Origin of the sequence: Salipiger aestuarii (assembly GCF_003259905.1) — a bacterium.
Classification (GTDB): Bacteria; Pseudomonadota; Alphaproteobacteria; order Rhodobacterales; family Rhodobacteraceae; genus Salipiger; species Salipiger aestuarii.
Genome location: NZ_QLMG01000052.1, coordinates 1 through 18,758, shown reverse-complemented (window position 1 = coordinate 18,758; position 18,758 = coordinate 1). Strand labels below are relative to the sequence as shown.

At 64.3% G+C, this 18,758-nt stretch carries 17 protein-coding genes and 2 tRNA genes; 12 read left to right on the top strand and 7 right to left on the bottom strand.

Annotated elements, in window-relative coordinates; translation table 11 throughout:
- Positions 1-63: 63 nt before the first annotated feature.
- Both ATI53_RS19325 and ATI53_RS19320 read right to left on the bottom strand, forming a co-directional pair.
- Positions 64-1,833 carry an ABC transporter ATP-binding protein gene (locus ATI53_RS19325; RefSeq protein ID WP_009502628.1) on the bottom strand — a complete coding sequence of 590 codons (1,770 nt, stop codon included), beginning with the start codon at positions 1,831-1,833 and terminating at the stop codon, positions 64-66.
- Entirely contained in the window at positions 1,830-2,537 is a 708-nt protein-coding gene (locus ATI53_RS19320; RefSeq protein WP_111551138.1) for a phosphatase domain-containing protein, read from the bottom strand. Before ATI53_RS19320 ends, ATI53_RS19325 begins: the two co-directional genes overlap by 4 nt.
- 156 nt (positions 2,538-2,693) lie before the next feature.
- Here ATI53_RS19320 and ATI53_RS19315 point away from each other — a divergent pair, with 156 nt between their 5' ends.
- A complete protein-coding gene (locus ATI53_RS19315; protein ID WP_111551137.1) occupies positions 2,694-3,890 on the top strand; it encodes a pyridoxal-phosphate-dependent aminotransferase family protein in 1,197 nt (398 codons plus the stop codon).
- Positions 3,891-3,909: 19 nt separating this feature from the next.
- On the opposite strand, the gene ATI53_RS19310 is transcribed toward ATI53_RS19315, so the two are convergent.
- Positions 3,910-4,101, bottom strand: coding sequence for a hypothetical protein (locus ATI53_RS19310; protein ID WP_009502631.1), 192 nt, complete (start codon positions 4,099-4,101; stop codon positions 3,910-3,912).
- A 113-nt stretch (positions 4,102-4,214) separates the two neighbouring features.
- Positions 4,215-5,333 carry a pyridoxal phosphate-dependent aminotransferase gene (locus tag ATI53_RS19305; RefSeq protein WP_111551136.1) on the bottom strand — a complete coding sequence of 373 codons (1,119 nt, stop codon included), beginning with the start codon at positions 5,331-5,333 and terminating at the stop codon, positions 4,215-4,217.
- A 178-nt stretch (positions 5,334-5,511) separates the two neighbouring features.
- Here ATI53_RS19305 and ATI53_RS19300 point away from each other — a divergent pair, with 178 nt between their 5' ends.
- A complete protein-coding gene (locus ATI53_RS19300) occupies positions 5,512-6,918 on the top strand; it encodes an ABC transporter permease (RefSeq protein ID WP_111551135.1) in 1,407 nt (468 codons plus the stop codon).
- Positions 6,911-7,594: an ABC transporter ATP-binding protein gene (locus ATI53_RS19295; RefSeq protein ID WP_111551134.1), complete on the top strand. Its 684-nt coding sequence runs from the start codon at positions 6,911-6,913 to the stop codon at positions 7,592-7,594. Before ATI53_RS19300 ends, ATI53_RS19295 begins: the two co-directional genes overlap by 8 nt.
- Here the strand turns inward: ATI53_RS19295 and ATI53_RS19290 are convergent.
- Entirely contained in the window at positions 7,591-8,022 is a 432-nt protein-coding gene (locus tag ATI53_RS19290; RefSeq protein ID WP_009502636.1) for a DMT family transporter, read from the bottom strand. The genes ATI53_RS19295 and ATI53_RS19290 overlap by 4 nt on opposite strands.
- Positions 8,023-8,101: 79 nt before the next feature.
- Between ATI53_RS19290 and ATI53_RS19285 the strand changes: the two genes are divergently transcribed.
- Positions 8,102-8,518, top strand: coding sequence for a c-type cytochrome (locus ATI53_RS19285; protein WP_009502637.1), 417 nt, complete (start codon positions 8,102-8,104; stop codon positions 8,516-8,518).
- A 131-nt stretch (positions 8,519-8,649) separates the two neighbouring features.
- Here ATI53_RS19285 and ATI53_RS19280 read toward each other — a convergent pair whose 3' ends face one another.
- Positions 8,650-9,237: a TetR/AcrR family transcriptional regulator gene (locus ATI53_RS19280; protein WP_009502638.1), complete on the bottom strand. Its 588-nt coding sequence runs from the start codon at positions 9,235-9,237 to the stop codon at positions 8,650-8,652.
- A 100-nt stretch (positions 9,238-9,337) separates the two neighbouring features.
- Here ATI53_RS19280 and ATI53_RS19275 point away from each other — a divergent pair, with 100 nt between their 5' ends.
- From ATI53_RS19275 to ATI53_RS19245, 7 genes are all read left to right on the top strand, one after another.
- Positions 9,338-9,622 carry a hypothetical protein gene (locus ATI53_RS19275; protein ID WP_111551133.1) on the top strand — a complete coding sequence of 95 codons (285 nt, stop codon included), beginning with the start codon at positions 9,338-9,340 and terminating at the stop codon, positions 9,620-9,622.
- Between the two features lie 130 nt (positions 9,623-9,752).
- Complete coding sequence (locus ATI53_RS19270) at positions 9,753-11,051, top strand: homoserine dehydrogenase (RefSeq protein WP_111551132.1); 1,299 nt, start codon at positions 9,753-9,755, stop codon at positions 11,049-11,051.
- Positions 11,052-11,195: 144 nt separating this feature from the next.
- Positions 11,196-12,161 (top strand): class II fructose-bisphosphatase, encoded by a 966-nt coding sequence (gene glpX / locus ATI53_RS19265; protein WP_009504251.1) that lies wholly within the window; start codon positions 11,196-11,198, stop codon positions 12,159-12,161.
- A 98-nt stretch (positions 12,162-12,259) separates the two neighbouring features.
- Positions 12,260-13,999 (top strand): single-stranded-DNA-specific exonuclease RecJ, encoded by a 1,740-nt coding sequence (gene recJ, locus ATI53_RS19260; protein ID WP_111551131.1) that lies wholly within the window; start codon positions 12,260-12,262, stop codon positions 13,997-13,999.
- Positions 14,000-14,147: 148 nt separating this feature from the next.
- Positions 14,148-14,222, top strand: a tRNA-Glu gene (locus tag ATI53_RS19255).
- A gap of 38 nt (positions 14,223-14,260) precedes the next feature.
- Positions 14,261-14,335, top strand: a tRNA-Glu gene (locus tag ATI53_RS19250).
- 392 nt (positions 14,336-14,727) lie between these two features.
- A complete protein-coding gene (locus ATI53_RS19245; protein WP_111551130.1) occupies positions 14,728-15,219 on the top strand; it encodes a hypothetical protein in 492 nt (163 codons plus the stop codon).
- A 438-nt stretch (positions 15,220-15,657) separates the two neighbouring features.
- Here the strand turns inward: ATI53_RS19245 and ATI53_RS19240 are convergent, their stop codons facing one another.
- A complete protein-coding gene (locus ATI53_RS19240; protein WP_083840600.1) occupies positions 15,658-16,455 on the bottom strand; it encodes a recombinase family protein in 798 nt (265 codons plus the stop codon).
- Between the two features lie 390 nt (positions 16,456-16,845).
- On the opposite strand from ATI53_RS19240, the gene ATI53_RS19235 reads away from it, so the two are divergent.
- A complete protein-coding gene (locus ATI53_RS19235; RefSeq protein ID WP_111551129.1) occupies positions 16,846-18,633 on the top strand; it encodes an SIR2 family protein in 1,788 nt (595 codons plus the stop codon).
- Positions 18,634-18,758: the final 125 nt, after the last annotated feature.

The window sequence follows — 18,758 nt, the reverse complement described above, 5'->3', positions numbered from 1 at the left end:
GTCTCCGTTCATTCCTGTGCGTGACTGTATCGACGCGCGGCGGCGGTGACGAGAGCGCCGCGATCAGCTTTCCGCGAACTGCAAGGCGTGAAGCTTGGCAAAGACGCCGTGTTGGGCAAGCAGGGCGTCATGCGTTCCCTGCTCGACGACCATACCGTGGTCCATCACCACGATCTTGTCCGCGTGACGCACCGTAGACAGCCGGTGTGCGATGACCAGCGTGGTGCGCCCTTGCGCCAGGCGGTCAAGCGCAGCCTGCACCACCGCCTCGGATTGCACGTCCAGAGCCGAGGTCGCCTCGTCCAGCAACAGGATCGGCGTGTCGCGCAGCAGGGCGCGGGCAATCGCCACCCGCTGACGCTGACCGCCCGACAACGACGATCCGCGCGGGCCGACGCGGGCGTCCAGCCCGCCTTCGATCCGGGGGATGAAGTCGGCCACATGCGCGGCCTCCAACACCTCTGCCAGGTGGTCCTCTGACACGTCCTTGCGGCCCAAAAGGATGTTTTCGCGCAGGGTTTCGTCAAACAGCAGGGCCTCCTGGCTGACGACCGAAAACAACGCGCGCAGATCGCGCAGGCGCATGTCGGTGACGGGGGTGCCGTCTATCTCGATCACGCCGCTTTCGGGGTCGACCAGCCGGGTGAGCAGGTTGAACACCGTCGATTTGCCCGCGCCGGAGGCCCCGACAAGGGCGGTGGTCTTGCCCGCCTCGGCGGTAAAGCTGGCGCCGCGCAATACGGGAGAATCGCCATAGCTCAGCCGGACATCGCGCAGCGCCACGCCGGGAATGCCCTGCGGCGCCGGGCGCGGCTGCGCCGGGTCGCGCAGGTCGGGCACCATGTCGAGCAGTTCTTTCAGGCGTTCGATCGACGCCGCAGCGATCTGCCAGTTGCCGCTGACGGCGCCCAACCGGCGCAACGGTTCGAAGGCCAGCGCAATGGCGGTGAAGAACGCCATGAAATCGCCAACGGTCTTTTCGCCGGAAATGATCTCGTTTCCGCCATAGATCAGCACGCCGACAAACCCGACGCCGGCCATGATGTCGATCAGCCCCGGAATTGCCGCCTGCCCCATGGCGGCGCGGGTTTCCGTGCGAATGCGCTGATCGGTCAGGTCGCGGTAACGCCTGGCCTGATAGTCTTCGAGCCGGTTCAGCTTGACCGGGACGATGCCGTGGAACACCTCGTTCAGGCGCACCGACAGCGACGCCCCGATATCGCGCGCACGGCGCGCATGGCCGCGCACATAGCGCTGCATCAGGATCGACGGCAACACCATCAGCGGCGCGCCGAGCAGCGCCACCAGCGTCCAGCGCCAGTCGATCCCCAGCGCCACCCCGAACAGCGCCACCAGCGCCACGACGTCGCGCCCCGCGCCTGTGATGATGATGCGCCAGACCTTGCTTATTCCGCCGACGTCACCTTCGATCCGCTGCATCAGGTAGCCCGGGCCGTGCGCCTGGTGAAAACTGCCATCCAGCGTCATCAGATGGCGCACCAGGTCGTTGCGGATGTCGCCGACCGAGCGTTCCGACACCTGCGTCATCACCACCTTTTGCGTGATGCTGGCCACCGCGCGCAGCAGGAACGAGCCGAAGATCGCCATGCCGACCCACCACAGCGCATCGCTGTTGCCGCCGATGAACACCGTGTCGAACATCGGTTTCATCATGTAGCTGAGAAGCCCGAGCATCGAGCCCTCGATGAACATGAACACGATCGCCACGGCCAGCAGCAGCCGGTAGCGCCACAGGTAATTCCACCAAAGCCACAAGAACAGACCGCGCTGCTTTTTGGGCGACGCAACGTGCTGCGGGTCGGCCTTGCTCATGCCAGGTCTTTCGCGATCTCAGCGGGCGGGCGGCGGGCGTCGAACCCGGCCTGCGCGGCCTTTTCGTCGTATTCGGTCGCGACCCAGGTTTCGAACGGGATCGGCGCTTGCGCGTTGCGCGCCGCGTACATGTCCAGCACATAGCCCTGAATGCCCGTGCGGGTGAATTCCAGGTGGATGTATTTCAGGCCCAGCTGCTTGCGCGCGACCTCGACTGGGGTGTTTTCAAACACCATCAGATAGACCGCCGAGGCGAACCCGGCCCGGTCCGCGCCCGATTTACAATGGAACATGAACGGGCGTTCGGCCTGCCGCATCACTGCCAGAAGGGTCTGGATGCGCACGCGGCTGGGTGCCGTGCGGGCCCAAAGCTTGGCGTGCAACAGGGTCAGGCCAAGCTTTTCGCAGCTTTCCTTTTCAAACAGGTAGTGCGAATATTTTTCCTCACCCCGCAGGGTGATGACGGTGCGAATGCCCATGGCGGCGTATTTTTCGAACCGCTTATGTGTGGGGTGATTGGACCGCCACACACCCGGTGCGATCTGCCAGAAATTGGTCCAGACGCTGCGCAGCCAGGCATGGTCGAACAGGTTGTAATGCACTGTCGACAAGGCCCGCGCGCTTGGGGTCGAAATGTCCCTGCCAAACGACCGCCGGACCCTGCGTTCGGCGGTTTCGATCTTGTCCCAGAGGGTCTTGAGCATCGTTTCGGTCCCGGTCCCTTTGGGGGCGGTTTAGTGGCCGTGGCGCTGGGTGGCAAGCACGCGCGCCGCACCGCCGGCGATTGACGCCCGTGTATCGCTGAGTAGGTTGGCGTTGGCCCCGGAATTTCAAGGGGCGCTTCTGCGGAGATCTCCCCCATGTCACTTGCCCACGGCCGCCCTTATCTGGCCATTCCCGGCCCGTCCGTCATGCCCGATGCTGTCCTGCGCGCGATGCACCGCGCCGCGCCGAACATCTACGAAGGTGCCCTTGTCGATATGGTGCGCGGCATCATCCCCGATCTGCGTCATGTCGCGCGGACCGACGGGCACGCCTGCATCTATATCGCCAACGGTCACGGCGCGTGGGAGGCCGCGCTGTCGAACGTGGTGGCCGAGGGGGATAAGGTGCTGGTGGCGGCAACCGGCAGGTTCGGGCATGGCTGGGCGGACATGGCCACGGGACTGGGCGCCGAGGTCGAGCTGATCGACTTCGGCCGCAAATCGCCGATCAACGCGGAACAGGTGTTCGAGGCGCTCAGGGCCGATCCCGGCCACGCCATCCGCGCTGTCCTGATGAGCCATGTGGACACCGCAAGTGCCGTGCGCAACGACGTGGCCGCGGTGCGCCGCGCATTGGACGATGCGGGCCATCCGGCGCTGCTGATGGTCGATTGCATCGCCTCATTGGCCTGCGATGAATTCCGTATGGATGACTGGGGCGCCGACATCATGGTGGCGGGGTCGCAAAAGGGGCTGATGGTGCCGCCTGGGCTCAGCTTTGTGTTCTTCAACGATCACGCGGCGGCGCGGCGCGAGACCATGAAGCGGGTGAGCCGATACTGGGACTGGAAGCCGCGCGCGGATCCGGAGTTCTTTTACCAGTATTTCGGGGGCACTGCCCCGGCGCACCACCTGTATGGCCTGCGCGCGGCGCTCGACATGATCCGCGAAGAGGGGCTTGAGGCGATCTGGTCCCGCCACGCAACGCTGGCCCGCGCGATCTGGGCCGCGGTGGAGGTGTGGGGAGCCGATGGGCCAATGTCGCTGAATATCGCAGACGCCGCCAATCGCAGCCACGCGGTTACCGCCGTGCGGATCGGTGCACCCTATGGCGCACGACTGCGCGAATGGACCGACACCAAGGCCGGCGTGACCCTTGGCCTGGGCATCGGCATGTCCGAACCCGACGACCCCAACGGCACCGGGTTCTTTCGCATCGGGCATATGGGGCATGTCAACGCGCACATGGTGTTGGGCGCGCTCGGGGTGATCGAGGCGGGGCTTCAGGCGCTTGGCGTGCCACATGGGCGCGGCGGCCTTTCCGCGGCCGCGGGCGTGATTGCCGCCGCCTGAGCAGGCCACCGGAAGGGCGTCAGCCCTTCTGGCCGTTCAGGCGATTGTCCAGCATCGTGATCAGGTGATTGACGATCACCCCGGCGATGGCGACGGCACCAAGACCCCAGCTGACCCAAAGCACACCAAAGATCCAGATCATGTTGATGAAGATGAAGAACAGCGCGGAGGTGCTGTAATCGGGCGCTGACTGGCGCGTGCGGTCGTCCATGGCGTCGATCCTCGGTCAGGGGGCCTTTCGGTCGCAGCCGGATGCCCCGGCGTCGCGACCGATCTTGCCCGACCAACCCTTGCCGAATGATTACGGTTCCGCGCTGATCGGAGTCAGTTCGCGACGGCGGCGCGGGCATCCGCCAGAGCCCCCGGCAATTCAGCCGCCAGTATGTCAAGATCGGCGGGCGTTCCCGCGCTGATGCGGATGCACCGGTTCTGAGGCGCGACGAACGGCATCCGCACGAACACGCCCCGCGCTGTCAGCGCCTGAAGCACGGCCTTTGCAAAAGTCCCGTCGCCGCCGCAATCGACCGCCACGAAGTTGGTCGCCGAGGGCAGTGCCGTCAGCCCGTTCGCCAGCGCGATCTCACGGATGCGCGCCCGTGCCGCAACGACCTTGTCGCGGATACCGTCCAGCCAGTTGTCATCCTGCAACGCCGCCAGCGCGCCGGCCTGCGCCGCCCGGTTCATGGCGAAATGATTGCGGATCTTGTCAAAGGCGCGGATCGTGTCCGCCGCGCCGAACGCATATCCCACCCGTGCCCCCGCCATGCCGTAAGCCTTGGAAAAGGTGCGAAAGCGTATGACGCGCGGGTCGTCGATATCAATGTCGGGCGCGGTGCCTTCGGGGGCGAATTCGATATAGGCCTCGTCCAGGGCCAGCACGCAGCCCTCGGGCAGCAGCGGCAGGGCGGCCTGGATGGCGGCACCGCTGTGCCAGCTGCCCATCGGGTTGTCGGGGTTGGCAAGATAGACGATCCTGGCATTGACCTCGGCCGCCTTGGCGAACAGGGCGGCGATGTCTTCGGCGTCGTCGCGATAGCGCACCTTGTGCAGCGTGCCGCCATAGGCGGTGACGTGGAAGCTGAAGGTCGGGTAGGCGCCATCCGAGGTCACCACCGCGTCGCCGGGCGCGACCAGCAACCGGACAAGATAGCCCAGCAGCCCGTCGATGCCTTCGCCGAATACGATATTGGCGGGGGTGCAGCCAAGCCGCGCCGACAGTTCGGCCTTGAGGTCGTGGTGGCTGGGGTCGGCGTATTTCCAGATCTCGGCATCCGCATCGCGCAGGGCGGCGATGGCCTTGGGCGAGGGGCCGAACACGCTTTCATTCGCGCCAAGTCGGGCGCGAAACACCACCCCTTCGGCGCGCTCATGTTGTTCGGGTCCGACAAAGGGCACGGTGGCTGGCAGGTCGGCGATCAGGCGGGGAAAACGAGGTCCAGTCATGGGGCGCGACTATGCCTGCGCCGCGCCCAAGGTCAAGTCGTACGGGGGCGCCCATCCCGACGCAGCCGTCACATATCACGGGAAAGCGCCGCCGCGTGTCCGGCTTGCGCTTGACCGCGGCAAGGGGACGGGCCAGTTGTGACCCGAGCAGACGCAGCAGGAAAGGCCTGTCCCCCGAATGGCCAACACACCGCCCCCCTTTGCCCGCTTTGAATGGATGATCGCCTGGCGCTATCTGCGGGCGCGCCGCGCCGAGGGCGGCGTCAGCGTGATGACTTGGATCAGCCTTGTGGGGATCACGCTGGCGGTGTTCGCGCTGATCGCCACGCTGGCGGTACGTTCGGGGTTTCGGGCTGAATTCGTCGACACGATCCTGGGGGCCAATGCCCATGTCACCGTCTATGCCCAGACGCAGCAGGACGAAGACGGGCGCACCCGGCGCAGCTTTCCCGATTTCGCCGAGCGGGCCGCGCGGGTGGCCGAGGTGGCGGGGGTGACGCGCGTGGCTCCGCTGGTCAAGGGGCAGGTGATGGCCACCGCGAACAGCCGCAACGCCGGGGTCGAGGTGTTCGGCATCCGCGCGGAGGATCTGGCGGCGATCCCGCGCATCGTCGATCCCGAAACCGGGCGCGGGTCGTTGGACAGCTTTGGCGTGCAGCCCGACGCCCCCGCATTCACCATCCCCGACATCGTCGAGGGCGACGATGTGCCCGATGATGAGGCGGACGCCGAGGGTGACGAGGGAATCGTGCCCTTCGACATGCCGCAGGCCACCGGCATCGCCATCGGGTCCGGTGTGGCGCGCGAGCTGGGCATCGGTGTGGGCGACGAGGTCAAGCTGATCTCGCCCGACGGGGTGCGCACCGCCTTTGGGGTCAGCCCGCGGGTCAAGACCTATCCGGTGATCTATATCTTTACCGCCGGGCGCTACGACATCGACCGCACGCGGGTCTACATGCCGTTTGACGAGGCGCAGCTGTATTTCAACCGCGAAGGTGTGGCTGACGAATTGGAGGTGATGACCACCGATCCCGAACAGGTCGAGGATATCGCGCTGGACATCCAGCAGGCCGCCGGCGCGGGCGCGATCATCTGGACATGGCAGGACGCGTCGGGCGCGTTTTTGCGCGCGCTTGAGGTCGAGGATAACGTGATGTTCGTGATCCTGTCGGTGCTTGTGCTGATTGCCACCATGAACATCGTTTCCGGCCTGATTATGCTGGTCAAGAACAAGGGCCGCGATATTGGCATCCTGCGCACCATGGGCCTGACCGAAGGGTCGGTGCTGCGGGTGTTCTTTATCTGCGGGGCGTTTACCGGCGTCATCGGAACCCTGGCGGGCGTGGCGCTGGGCTGCCTGTTCGCGCTGTATATCGACCCGATCTTTGCCTTTGTCGATTACGTCGCGGGGGGCGGGGTGTGGGACCCTTCGGTGCGGGGCATCTATTCGCTGCCTGCCAAGCTGCAGGTAGGGGATGTGCTCAGCGCGATGGCCCTGTCGCTGGGGCTGTCCTTTGTCGTCACGATCTTTCCCGCCCGCCGTGCGGCGCGGATGAACCCGGTAGAGGCGCTGCGCTATGAATGATCCTGTGCTGCGCCTGTCGGGCATCACCAAGACCTACAACTCGGGCCAGCCCAACGAGGTCGCCGTGCTGCGCGGCGCTTCACTGAGCGTCGGGCGGGGCGAGGTCGTCGGTCTTGTCGCGCCGTCGGGGGCGGGCAAGTCGACCTTGCTGCACATCGCGGGGCTTCTGGATACCGCCGATGCCGGTGAGGTCGCCATCGCGGGCGAGACGCCGGGCGGAAAATCCGACCGCCGCCGCACCATCCTGCGCCGGCAGGAAATCGGCTTTGTCTATCAGTTCCACCACCTGTTGCCGGAATTTACCGCGCTGGAAAACATCGCCCTGCCGCAGCTCGCCAATGGCATCCCCAAGGCCGATGCCGAGGCCCGCGCCCTGCAACTGCTTGCCAGCGTCGGTATCGAAAGCCGGGCGCAGCATCGCCCCGCCGCATTGTCGGGGGGCGAACAGCAGCGCGTGGCATTCTGCCGGGCCATGGCGAATACGCCCAGGCTGCTGCTGGCGGATGAACCGACAGGCAACCTTGATCCGGACACGTCGGACACGGTGTTCGGCGCGCTGATGGCGCTGGTGCGCGACACCGGCCTTTCCGCGCTGATCGCCACGCACAATCTGGAACTGGCGGCGCGAATGGACCGTCGGGTGCGGATGGAGGCCGGGAAGCTCACCCCGATCTAGCGCATGGCCAGCCAGACCCCCGACGCCATCAGCGCGATTCCCGCCCCGCGCGACAGGCTGAGCGGCGCCGGGATCGCACCCAGCAGTCCGAAATGGTCGATGATCGCGGCGCTTATCAGCTGGCCCACCAGAACGAAGAAAATGGACCGTCCGATGCCGAAATGCGGGGCGACGAAGGTGATGCTCAGGACATAAAAGGCCACGAACAGCCCCGCCAGGAACAGATGCTTCGGGGCGCCCCAGGCACGCGCGACGGGGCGCGGATCAAGCACGAAAAGCACCACCAGCGCCGCCGACAGCGCCACGCAGAACAGGATCACCGCTGCCCCGGCGGGCGAGCCGATATTCGTCCCCAGCCGGGCGTTGAGCGCGGCCAGTACCGGAATGCCGATCCCGGCGGCGAGCATGGTCAGGGCATAGACGGGCATGGGCGATCTTTCGCGAAGGGCTTGATCCGGCTGCCGCCACGGGCGAGAGAGGGGGGCAGGCATACGAGGGAGCGATGGCATGAAACGGGTGATGATCGGCGCGTGGGTGTGCGCGGGGCTTTGGTTGGTCGCTTGCGCGCCCGAAGAGATGCCTCAGGCGGCGGACGGGCGGGCGCTTTATATGGAATATTGTTCGGCCTGCCACGGCGAAAATGCAAGGGGTGACGGCCCGATGGCCCGCGCGATGTCCCCGGCGCCCAAGGACCTGACCCTGATCTCGTTGCGTCACGGTGACAGCTTTCCGCGTGCCAAGGTGCTGTCGACCATCGACGGCTATACCAAATCCGACCTTGCAGGCCCCTCGATGCCGGAATTCGGAGAGCTTCTGGAAGGCGATCTGATTCCTCTGGACACCGGCGATGGCAAGATGACCCCGACGCCGCGCAAGATGGTGGCGCTGGTGGAATATCTCGAATCGGTGCAGCAGACCCGCTGATTGACGGGCGGGCACGGACAGGGCGCCCCCCGTCGTCACGTCGTTTTGCGCGGGACGGGGCAGGGCCGGACAATCGTTGCGCGACAATCCGGGCCGGGCCGGGCCGGGCCGGGCCAGGGCGCTGGCGCGTATCAGCGTGCGACCATTCGGCATGTCATGTCCCAGTAGATGTCCGACACCTCGTCCACCGAAAGGCGCCCCTTGTCGCGATACCATGTATTGACCCCGGTCAGCATGGCGATCAGCGCGTAGGTGGCCAGCGCCGGGTCCGGCACCGCAAAGCTGCCCTCGGTCAGCCCGTCGCGCAGAATGCCGGTCAGCGTGCTCTCGTAGCGTTTGCGCAACCCTTCGATGATGGCGAAATTGTCGGGGTCGAGGTTGCGCAACTCCATGTAGGAAATGAAAATCGCCTGCGGGCGTGCAAGGTGGAACCGGATGTGAAACCTCACGAAGGCTTCAAGCCGCAGGGTGGGGGTGGCGGGGGTCGGTTCGGCCTTCCAGGCGGCAAGCAGCTCGTCCATGTGGCCCTTGAGCAGATCGAACAGCAGCGCCTGCTTGTCGGGGGTGTAGTTGTACAGCGCCCCGGCCTGAACACCGACGTCCCTGGCGATCTGGCGCATCGATACGGCGGCATAGCCGTGCTTGGCGAAAAGCCGCAGGGCGGCCTCGCGAATGCGGGGGCCGGTCTGTGCTGAATGGGATCCCTGAGTGCGCGCCATATCACAGGATAGATTTGAACGGCTGTTCAGATCAAGTCGCGTGCTTGCCCCGGACCGTCCGGTGCGGCAAGAGGGAAACAGACCGGACGAAAGATGACCCATGCGCCTGCTGCCCTTCCTGATCCCTGTTGCCCTCTGGGGCTGCGCCGCTTTTCCCGATCTTGATCGGGCCCGCGCCACGGAAACGCGCTGGGCGCCCTATCCCGATCTGTTGCCGCTGGATCAGCTCACAGAGGGGCCGGTGGCGCGCGTCACGCCGCAGATGCAGGCCGGTATCGAAAGCCGGGCCGCAGGGCTGCGCGCCCGCGCGGCGCGCCTGCAGGGCCCCGTCGTGCCCGCGCCGGAGCGCGCGCGCATGCGGCGCGGGGTCAGCTGGCCCGGCTGACTGGCGCGTTCCGATCAAGTTGCACCGACGACGTTGCACGCGGCGCGTCCTGCGGATACTGCGTGCGCGTCACATTCGCAAAGTTTTCGCGCGGCAGGTGCTGCCGCGCTCGACAAGAAGGAACGCCCCGATGTCCGGCCCTACCACTGAACCGCTTCGTCTCGGGATCGCCGGCCTTGGCACCGTGGGCGCCGGGGTCGTCAAGATCGTCCGCCAGAAATCCGCCCTGTTGCAGGACCGTGCGGGCCGCCGGATCGAAATCTCTGCCGTGTCCGCACGCAACCGTGACAAGGATCGCGGGGTGTCGCTGGCATCCTACGACTGGCAGGACGATCCCGTGGCGCTGGCGCAGCGCGACGACGTGGACGTTTTCGTCGAACTGGTCGGCGGGTCGGACGGCCCCGCGAAGGCCGCGGTCGAGGCCGCGCTGAAGGCGGGCAAGGACGTGGTCACCGCGAACAAGGCGCTGCTGGCGCATCACGGCCAGGCGCTGGCCGAGCTGGCCGAACAAAACGGCGCCGTGCTGCGGTTCGAGGCGGCGGTCGCAGGCGGCATCCCGGTCATCAAGGCGCTGACCGAAAGTCTTGCGGGCAATGACATCACCCGGGTGATGGGCGTGATGAACGGCACCTGCAACTACATCCTGACGCGGATGGAAAGCGCCGGGCTGTCCTATGCCGCGGCCTTTGCCGAGGCCGACGCGCTGGGCTTTCTGGAAGCCGACCCCGAGCTTGACGTGGGCGGCATCGACGCGGGGCACAAGCTTGCGCTGCTGGCCTCGATCGCCTTTGGCACGCAAGTCGCATTCAGCTCGGTCGAACTGGAAGGCATCGGGCGCGTCAGCATCGACGATATCCGCCAGGCCAGCGACATGGGCTACAAGATCAAGCTGCTGGGCGTCTGTCGCCTGACCGGGCGCGGCCTGGAACAGTCGATGTCGCCCTGCCTTGTGCCTGCGACCTCTCCGCTGGGGCAACTGGATGGCGGCACCAACATGGTGGTGATCGACGGCGATCAGGTCGGGCAGATCGTCATGCGCGGCGCGGGCGCGGGCGAAGGCCCTACCGCCAGCGCGGTGATGGGCGACGTGATGGACATCGCGCGGGGCACGCGCGTCACCACCTTCGGTGCGCCCGCGTCCCGCCTGGTTGCCGCGACCCCGGCGCAGACCGCAACGCCGGCACCTTATTATTTGCGCATGAATCTTGCGGACAAACCCGGCGCGCTGGCCAAGGTGGCGGCGGCCCTAGGCGATGCGGGGGTGTCGATCCACCGGATGCGCCAGTACGACCATATCGACAGCGCCGCCCCGGTGCTGATCGTCACCCACAAGACGACTCGCGCGGCGCTTGACCAGGCGCTGGAGGCGATCGCCGGAACCGGCGTCGTGCAGGACACGCCCGTGGCGCTGCGCATCGAAGCGGTCTGAGGCGCCAGCCCGTCGCGGGGGCGGCGTATCGCCGCCGTGACCCGCGCGGCCCCGCCCGCAAGGGCACGTTAGCGCGACCGGCCTTGTGCTTTCGTTCCGGGCCGGGCTACACCCTTCGCGACAGACTTTTCAGAGGAAGATCCCATGTCGATCCCCAAGGATTTCAATGACCGTATGCTTTCGCTGGGCCTGGCACGGGTGGCCGAGCAGGCCGCCATCGCCTCGGCCAAGCTGATCGGCCATGGCGACGAAAAGGCCGCGGACCAGGCCGCCGTGAACGCCATGCGCGACCAGCTCAACAAGCTCGACATCAAGGGCGTGGTGGTGATCGGCGAGGGCGAGCGTGACGAGGCCCCGATGCTGTACATCGGCGAAGAGGTCGGCACCGGCACCGGCCCCGGCGTGGACATCGCGCTTGACCCGCTGGAAGGCACGACGCTGACCGCCAAGGACATGCCCAACGCGCTGACCGTGATCGCCATGGGACCGCGCGGCTCGATGCTGCACGCGCCCGACGTCTACATGGAAAAGCTGGCCGTGGGGCCGGGCCTGCCGGTCGATGTGGTGACGCTGGCCATGAGCCCGGCGGAACGCGTCGCGGCACTGGCCAAGGCCAAGGGTGTCAAGAACACCGACATCACGGTCTGCATTCTGGAACGCCCCCGCCACGAAGACATGATCGCCGAAGTGCGCTCCACCGGAGCTGCGATCCGGCTTATCACCGACGGTGACGTGGCCGGCGTGATGCATTGCGCCGAATCCCACATCACGGGCATCGACATGTATATGGGCTCTGGCGGCGCCCCCGAGGGCGTGCTGGCCGCCGCCGCGCTCAAATGCATGGGCGGGCAGATGTACGGCAAGCTGCTGTTTCGCAACGATGACGAACGCGGGCGCGCCGCCAAGGCCGGCATCACCGATCTGGACAAGATCTACACCCGCGACGAACTGGTCACCGCGGATGTGATCTTTGCCGCTACCGGCGTCACCGACGGGTCGATCCTGTCGGGTATCAAGCGCGAGCCCGGCTGGATTACCACTGAAACCATCCTGATGCGGTCCAAGACCGGGTCGGTGCGGCGCGTGATCTACCGCAACCCGTTCGAGTAACGGTCGGCCTCACCAGGGATGAAAGGCGGGGGGCGGCGTTCCGTTCCCCGCCTTTTTGCGTTATCGGGCCGGATCCGGCCGCATGAGGGAAAGGTGTGATGGCATATCTCGGGGTTGATTGCTCGCTGAGCGGACGGCGCTGGGTCGGGCCTGGCGTCGAAACGGACCGCCTGGCCGAAGCGATGGCACAACAGACCGGTCTTGCGCGGCCCCTGTGCGGCGTGCTGGCGCGGCTTGGTGTGCCGGTCCAAGAGGTGCCGGGCTACCTGGACCCCAAGCTGCGCGACCTGCTGCCCGATCCGCGCAGCCTGCGCGACATGGAGGCCGCTTCGGCGCGGCTGGTGGCGGCGGTCGACAGGCGCGAGCGGGTGGCGATCTTTGCCGACTACGATGTCGACGGGGGCACCTCGGCGGCGGCGCTGCTTGACTGGTTCGCCCAGTTGGGGCTGACCGCCACGCTGTATGTGCCCGATCGCATCGACGAAGGCTATGGCCCGAATGACCCTGCCATGGCGCAGCTTGCCCGCGCCCACGATCTGATCGTCTGCGTCGATTGCGGCACGCTTTCGCACGGCCCGATCGCGGCTGCCAAGGGCGCGGATGTGATGGTGCTGGACCATCACCTGGCGGGTGAAACGCTGCCCGATTGCGTCGCGGTCGTGAACCCCAACCGCCAGGACGAGGACGGCGCGCTGGCGCATCTGTGCGCCGCCGCCGTCGTGTTTCTGACGCTGGTCGATTGCGGGCGCCGGCTGCGCGAGGCAGGGCGGCGCGGGCCGGACATGATGGCGATGCTGGACCTTGTGGCGCTGGCGACGGTGGCGGACGTTGCGCCGTTGATCGGGGTGAACAGGGCGCTGGTGCGTCAGGGGCTGCATGTGATGGCGGGGCGCGCGCGCCCCGGACTGGTGGCGCTGTCCGATGTGGCGCGGGTGGACCGCGCGCCGACATCCTATCACCTCGGGTTCGTTCTGGGGCCGCGCATCAACGCGGGAGGGCGGATCGGTCGGGCGGACCTTGGTGCGCGGCTGCTGTCCTGCACCGACCCGCACGAAGCCAGATCGCTCGCCGACAAGCTTGACCAGTTGAACAGCGAACGGCGCGAGGTCGAAGAGGCGGTGCGCGCCGCGGCCTTTGCTCAGGCCGAGGAACGCGGTCTGGATGCTCCGCTTGTCTGGGCGGCGGGCGAGGGCTGGCATCCCGGCGTTGTCGGCATCGCGGCGTCACGCCTGAAAGAGCGCAGCAACCGCCCCGCCATCGTGATCGGCATGGACGGCCCCGAAGGTAAAGGGTCGGGGCGGTCGGTGTCGGGGGTGGATCTGGGCGCCTCGATCCAGAAGCTGGCCGCCGAGGGGCTGCTTATCAAGGGCGGCGGGCACAAGATGGCGGCAGGTCTTACCGTAGCGCGCGATCAGCTGGACGCGGCGATGGCGCGGTTGTCCGACCTGTTGTCAAAGCAGGGGGCGGGCATCGGTGGGGCGGCCGACCTGCGGCTGGACGGTACGCTGATGCCCGGCGCCGCCACGGTCGAGCTGTGCGAAGGCATCGAAACGGCGGGGCCCTTTGGGGCAGGCGCTCCGGGGCCGCGCTTTGCGTTTCCCGACATGCGCGTCGGCTTTGCCAAGCAGGTCGGGGCGGGGCATCTGAAGGTCAGTTTCGACGACGGGCAGGGCACCCGGATCGACGCCATCGCGTTCGGCGCCTTTGACGGGCCGCTGGGTCCGGCCCTGTCGGATCATGGGGGGCGGCGATTCCATGTAGCGGGTCGGATCGAGATCAATGAATGGAATGGGCGCCGGTCGGTGCAACTGCGGCTTGAGGACGCGGCCCAAGCCTGAGCGCACCTGCGCCAAGGCCATGTTTTCGGGGCGATAAAACGCGTCTATGCCCCGCGGTCCGGGCTTTTCCGGGAACCGCCAGATTTCGCGATTTTTCGCTTGCAAGCAAGGGAGGCTTTGCTTAGAAGCCCTGTCACTGAGAAGATATGGCCCGTTCGTCTATCGGTTAGGACGCCAGGTTTTCAACCTGGAAAGAGGGGTTCGATTCCCCTACGGGCTGCCATATCGTGACTCGGTACAAGGTCTTCGGGCCGCGGCATTGGCCCGTTCGTCTATCGGTTAGGACGCCAGGTTTTCAACCTGGAAAGAGGGGTTCGATTCCCCTACGGGCTGCCACTACTTTCTGTAAACACATGAAAATAAACGGAAAAGCGAGACTCACGCATCTCGTTATACCCTTCCTTATACGCTACAGCTTGTGGCGCGATGGAGTGTTTCCCTTTCGCGTGTCAGGTCACGGTTGGCGGTGCGGTGGTGTGCTCGGCACTGCTCTGCCGCCGTCAGGTGGAGCGGCGCGGCCAACATCGTATTGTTTGACTGTAGCGCGACACCCTACCTCGATTTAGTGTTGTTGCAGCTAGATTGACGGAGTTTGGGTAGTGGCCAGACATGAACCATGGGCGCGCCCTGAAATCAGCGCCATTCCCAATCGACCGGGCGACCGGGAAGCGGAGCCTCTTTACGCGGCACTCGGTCATGCCGTCTCGGATTGGGAGGGAGTAAACGCAGTGACCGCTGCGCTTCACCATGCGCTCTTGTTGGACGACGACCGCGACTCCTTCGAGTCGGCAGAAGTCGAAGCGTTCGGCGGACTCAATAACGTTCATCAGCGCGCAAAGAAGCTTTCAGATTTGTCCAAGCAATTCTTTGTTGCAGCGTTCGGCGACCAGCAGGACGAGGCGGACGAAACATGTAAAGAGATTGCACCGCTACTCGCAGCCTATCGCGGATGGGCCGAACGTCGGAACGATCTGGCGCACGGCTATGTAACGCGGGCTGATGGGCCAGATTACGATCAAGAAGATCAGCCAATCGTGGCGACATATGCGCTATGCCCTTCGTACGCCAGAATACCTAAATGGCCCCATGGGGAACCGGATTGCAACTACGTTGCAGAAGATATTGCAAGTTTTGCGACAGCTTTTCGTGCGCTCGACATGGAGATAGAGGCGATGGCCAGTCGCATTGAAGACCTGCGAGCCTATAGGTTAGTGACTTGATGGTAGGCTGCACGGCTCAGGCGGGTCTGATAACTTTCGTGACGCATGGGCGGGTTTTCTGCTCACCGGTAGTGGCACAAATGCTAACGCCCGCCCGATAAACGCCGATAACTTTTTCGCTCAACCTTACTTCTACTGATAGTAGCGTGTCGAGCATACGCTAACGAATTTCGGTCTTTCGTCTTTATGTGGTAGCTGGCCGCGTTCGATGCCCCTACCCGTGGCGCCCCCTTGGGTCCCAAGATTCGATACCTGAGGGGCCTTCTACCCGCTCACGCGGGCGCACATCCCTCAAAACCTCAAGCCTCTGAGCGCGCTTCTCTGCGCCTGTGGCAGGCTGTCCGCCCATGGGTCTGGCAGGCTAAAATGCGCCTAGCAAAATGTATGCAGAGCCGAGCAAGACGATTGCGACAATGGATGTGGCGAGTTGCATGGCTGTCATCTGCCCCACTTGGACAAAGCCGCGTCAGCGGCGTTCGGGTCAGCCTTGATCCGCAATATCGCTTGTCTCGACACGCCACACTCACGGGCCAGTGCCGCGACATTTGCCCCCTCTGGCGCATCCAGTGCAGACACGATCCTATTGAACGTAGCGCGATCATAAGAGGGCGCTCGTCCTTTGTAGCGGCGGGATGGGTCATCGGAGGTTAAAGCCGCGTCAGCGGTCCTCTGGTGGTCGATACCGGCGCGCTGAGCGGCCTTTGTTGCTTCCGCCTGCGCCTGAGCCGTCGCCGCCATGAAGGCTATCAGACTGTCTCTGACCGCCTTTTCAATAGCCTTATCGGTGGCCCCGTCGAAGGTGAATCTATTGATTACAGTCTTTACAACCACGCCCGCTTCCATAAAGGCGCGGATGGTCTTAGTTACGTCTTCATAGTCACGGCCCAACCGGTCTACCCATCGCACTACCAGCGTATCGCCCCGGCGCAGTAGATCGAAAAGGCGGCGCGCTTCGGGGCGTTCCGCAAAGGGTACAGAGACGCCGGACACGCCTTCATCCGCCACAATGCGGTCAATGGTGAAGCCTTCATCTTCGGCGTGCTTTCGTTGATGTGCGGCTGTCTGGTCCGCTGTTGAGACGCGGGCGTAAAGGATGGTTTGCGTGGCTGAAACTCCGCATGTGTCCGTAAGGGTATTGATCGTTAAATAGCATGTCCGTTGGTGATTCGATACCCTTACGGACACTCTTTCAAGGTATTTTTGGGAGTCTTTTGAGGTATAGCCTAACGGACTCATGCTGGCCCGCTGACGCGGGCCGTAACACCCTGCCCAACTGTTAGAATGCGCAGTCTCGGCATAGGCTTAAGCGGTGTTCTGCACTGCGCGGGCTGTCGTCGTCAGACGATCCAGAGAACGGGCGAGCTTGGCGAAGGGGTGGCGCTCGGGGCGGGAAGCGCTACCGAACAATCGTTCGGCAGAACGGACGCTATAGAAAAAACAGGGGATCACCAGAAAAAAAAATTGGCGGGTTTGGTGCCCGCGTTAGCGGGTACTCTCCACAAAAAATGACCCATCATCTAAAGAGCATTCACACCCCACATCCCAGCTTTCCTATCGTGACTTACCCACAAGCTGTGGTATGCAGGGTCTCGCCCCCGTGAACATATAGCTATTGGAGTGCTGCGAATGACAGCTTTCGGTGACCCCGCCACGCAACTTGCGTTTTCTATACATGAAAACAGGGGCGTTTTCGCGCTCTTGCTGGGGTCTGGATTGTCCCGCGCGGCTGAGATTCCAACAGGCTGGGAAATCACCTTGGACCTTGTTCGGCGCGTGGCGCTCGCACAAGGCGTTGAGGAACAGGACGATTGGGCGGCGTGGTATGTCGAGAAGGAAGGCAAGGAACCGGACTATTCGGCGTTGCTGGCGCAACTGGCGTCCACACCGGCAGAACGCCGCGCCATTCTGCACAGTTACATTGAACCGAATGAAGAAGACCGCGAGGAAGGCCGGAAGGTGCCCACGGCTGGGCATAAGGCAATCGCAAAGCTGGTGCGCAGCGGACATGTCCGCGTGATCGTCACCACCAATTTTGACCGCCTAATGGAAAATGCACTTCGGGAAGAAGGTGTTGAACCTACCGTTGTCGGTTCGCCCGATGCCTTGGAAGGCGCGGAGCCGTTGACGCATAGCGCCTGCTACATCCTGAAATTGCATGGCGATTACAAGGATGCGCGGATTCTCAATACCGACGCGGAGCTAGAGGCGTACCCGGATGCCTACAACGCGCTGTTAGACCGTATCATTGATGAACACGGGCTGATTGTGTGTGGCTGGTCTGGCGAATGGGATCATGCCTTGCGGTCTGCGATCTTGCGCGCGCCGAACCGGCGCTATCCGATGTTCTGGGCTTCCAGAGGCGAATTGCGAGGGCGTGGGGCGGAGTTGTGCAGCGCCCGTAAGGGCGTGACGGTCCCCATTGCCGATGCGGACTCCTTCTTTGTGAAAATGGTGGAACAGGTCGAGACGCTGGCGCAATCGCAGCGGCAGAATCCGCTGAGCGTCGATATGACAGTGAGCCGCGCCAAGCGGTATCTGGCGAAGCCTGAGCATCGGATTCAGCTTTCGGATTTGGTGTCAGAGGAAGTGGAGCGGATAATAGCGCGTCATGACCAAGACGATTTTGCACCGCACGGGCCGGTTGCGGCAGAGGATTTTCAGAAGCGGGTGGCCCTCTACGAATCCATCTCCGAGGGGCTGGCCAAAGTTTGCGGGTTGATAGGCCGATGGGGTGACGTCGCCCAACTGAGAACCGTGATAGACGCCATCAAAGGCGTGTTGAGCTTTGCCGCAGAGACGCAAGGCGGGCGAGTCGTCTATCTCGAAATGCGCAGCTATCCGGCTGTATTGGCGTATCAAGCTTGCGCTCTTGGACTACAGACGGCGGAACGCTGGCAGGCGTTGCATGAATTCATGGGCGTGGAAGTCGAAAACAGGCGCGAGCGCACGAAACGCCTGTTGGACGTAGTGGGGCCTTCGACTTGGGAAGGATCGAAAAAGGACTATTGGCAGAATATGCCCGACATGGAGCGGCGGTATACGCCGTTTCAGGATCACTTGGTGGACGGAACATTCGGGAAGTGGTGCAGCACGTTCCTTCCCCCGAGAATATCCGTCTCGGATGTTTCGTTGTTCGCGGAAGGGGTGGCCGCAATCCGCCACTTAGAGGAGGTGGACAAAGCCCAGCTTCAAGAAACAATGAGCCAGTCTGAGCACGGCAGAAACTACCTTTGGGCACCGGTTGGGCGTGGCGGCTGGGCCTATCAATACCGGGAACGTATCTCCAAGCGCTTCGATGATGACGAATTCATTGCGGTTCTTGCCAAGGCCGGTTTCGGACGGGGTGACCCTGAGTTCATTAAGCTGGCGATAGAGAGCCACAAGCGATTGCTGGCAAATCTGCACTGGTACTGATTGCGGAAAAGCACGAAAGTTGCACAGTAGATGTCACATCCCGGCAGGTAGTATGGCTGCTTCTTGAACAACTCCGGCTTGAGTTTGTTCCCGTCCTTCATGGCCTGCAAGGGCGTATTGCTGCC

Coding starts and splice junctions, on each gene's coding strand:
- ATI53_RS19325 (WP_009502628.1), bottom strand. CDS start 1,833: ATGAGCAAGGCCGACCCGCAGCACGTTGCGTCGCCCAAAAAGCAGCGC.
- ATI53_RS19320 (WP_111551138.1), bottom strand. CDS start 2,537: ATGCTCAAGACCCTCTGGGACAAGATCGAAACCGCCGAACGCAGGGTC.
- ATI53_RS19315 (WP_111551137.1), top strand. CDS start 2,694: ATGTCACTTGCCCACGGCCGCCCTTATCTGGCCATTCCCGGCCCGTCC.
- ATI53_RS19310 (WP_009502631.1), bottom strand. CDS start 4,101: ATGGACGACCGCACGCGCCAGTCAGCGCCCGATTACAGCACCTCCGCG.
- ATI53_RS19305 (WP_111551136.1), bottom strand. CDS start 5,333: ATGACTGGACCTCGTTTTCCCCGCCTGATCGCCGACCTGCCAGCCACC.
- ATI53_RS19300 (WP_111551135.1), top strand. CDS start 5,512: ATGGCCAACACACCGCCCCCCTTTGCCCGCTTTGAATGGATGATCGCC.
- ATI53_RS19295 (WP_111551134.1), top strand. CDS start 6,911: ATGAATGATCCTGTGCTGCGCCTGTCGGGCATCACCAAGACCTACAAC.
- ATI53_RS19290 (WP_009502636.1), bottom strand. CDS start 8,022: ATGCCCGTCTATGCCCTGACCATGCTCGCCGCCGGGATCGGCATTCCG.
- ATI53_RS19285 (WP_009502637.1), top strand. CDS start 8,102: ATGAAACGGGTGATGATCGGCGCGTGGGTGTGCGCGGGGCTTTGGTTG.
- ATI53_RS19280 (WP_009502638.1), bottom strand. CDS start 9,237: ATGGCGCGCACTCAGGGATCCCATTCAGCACAGACCGGCCCCCGCATT.
- ATI53_RS19275 (WP_111551133.1), top strand. CDS start 9,338: ATGCGCCTGCTGCCCTTCCTGATCCCTGTTGCCCTCTGGGGCTGCGCC.
- ATI53_RS19270 (WP_111551132.1), top strand. CDS start 9,753: ATGTCCGGCCCTACCACTGAACCGCTTCGTCTCGGGATCGCCGGCCTT.
- glpX (WP_009504251.1), top strand. CDS start 11,196: ATGTCGATCCCCAAGGATTTCAATGACCGTATGCTTTCGCTGGGCCTG.
- recJ (WP_111551131.1), top strand. CDS start 12,260: ATGGCATATCTCGGGGTTGATTGCTCGCTGAGCGGACGGCGCTGGGTC.
- ATI53_RS19240 (WP_083840600.1), bottom strand. CDS start 16,455: ATGAGTCCGTTAGGCTATACCTCAAAAGACTCCCAAAAATACCTTGAA.
- ATI53_RS19235 (WP_111551129.1), top strand. CDS start 16,846: ATGACAGCTTTCGGTGACCCCGCCACGCAACTTGCGTTTTCTATACAT.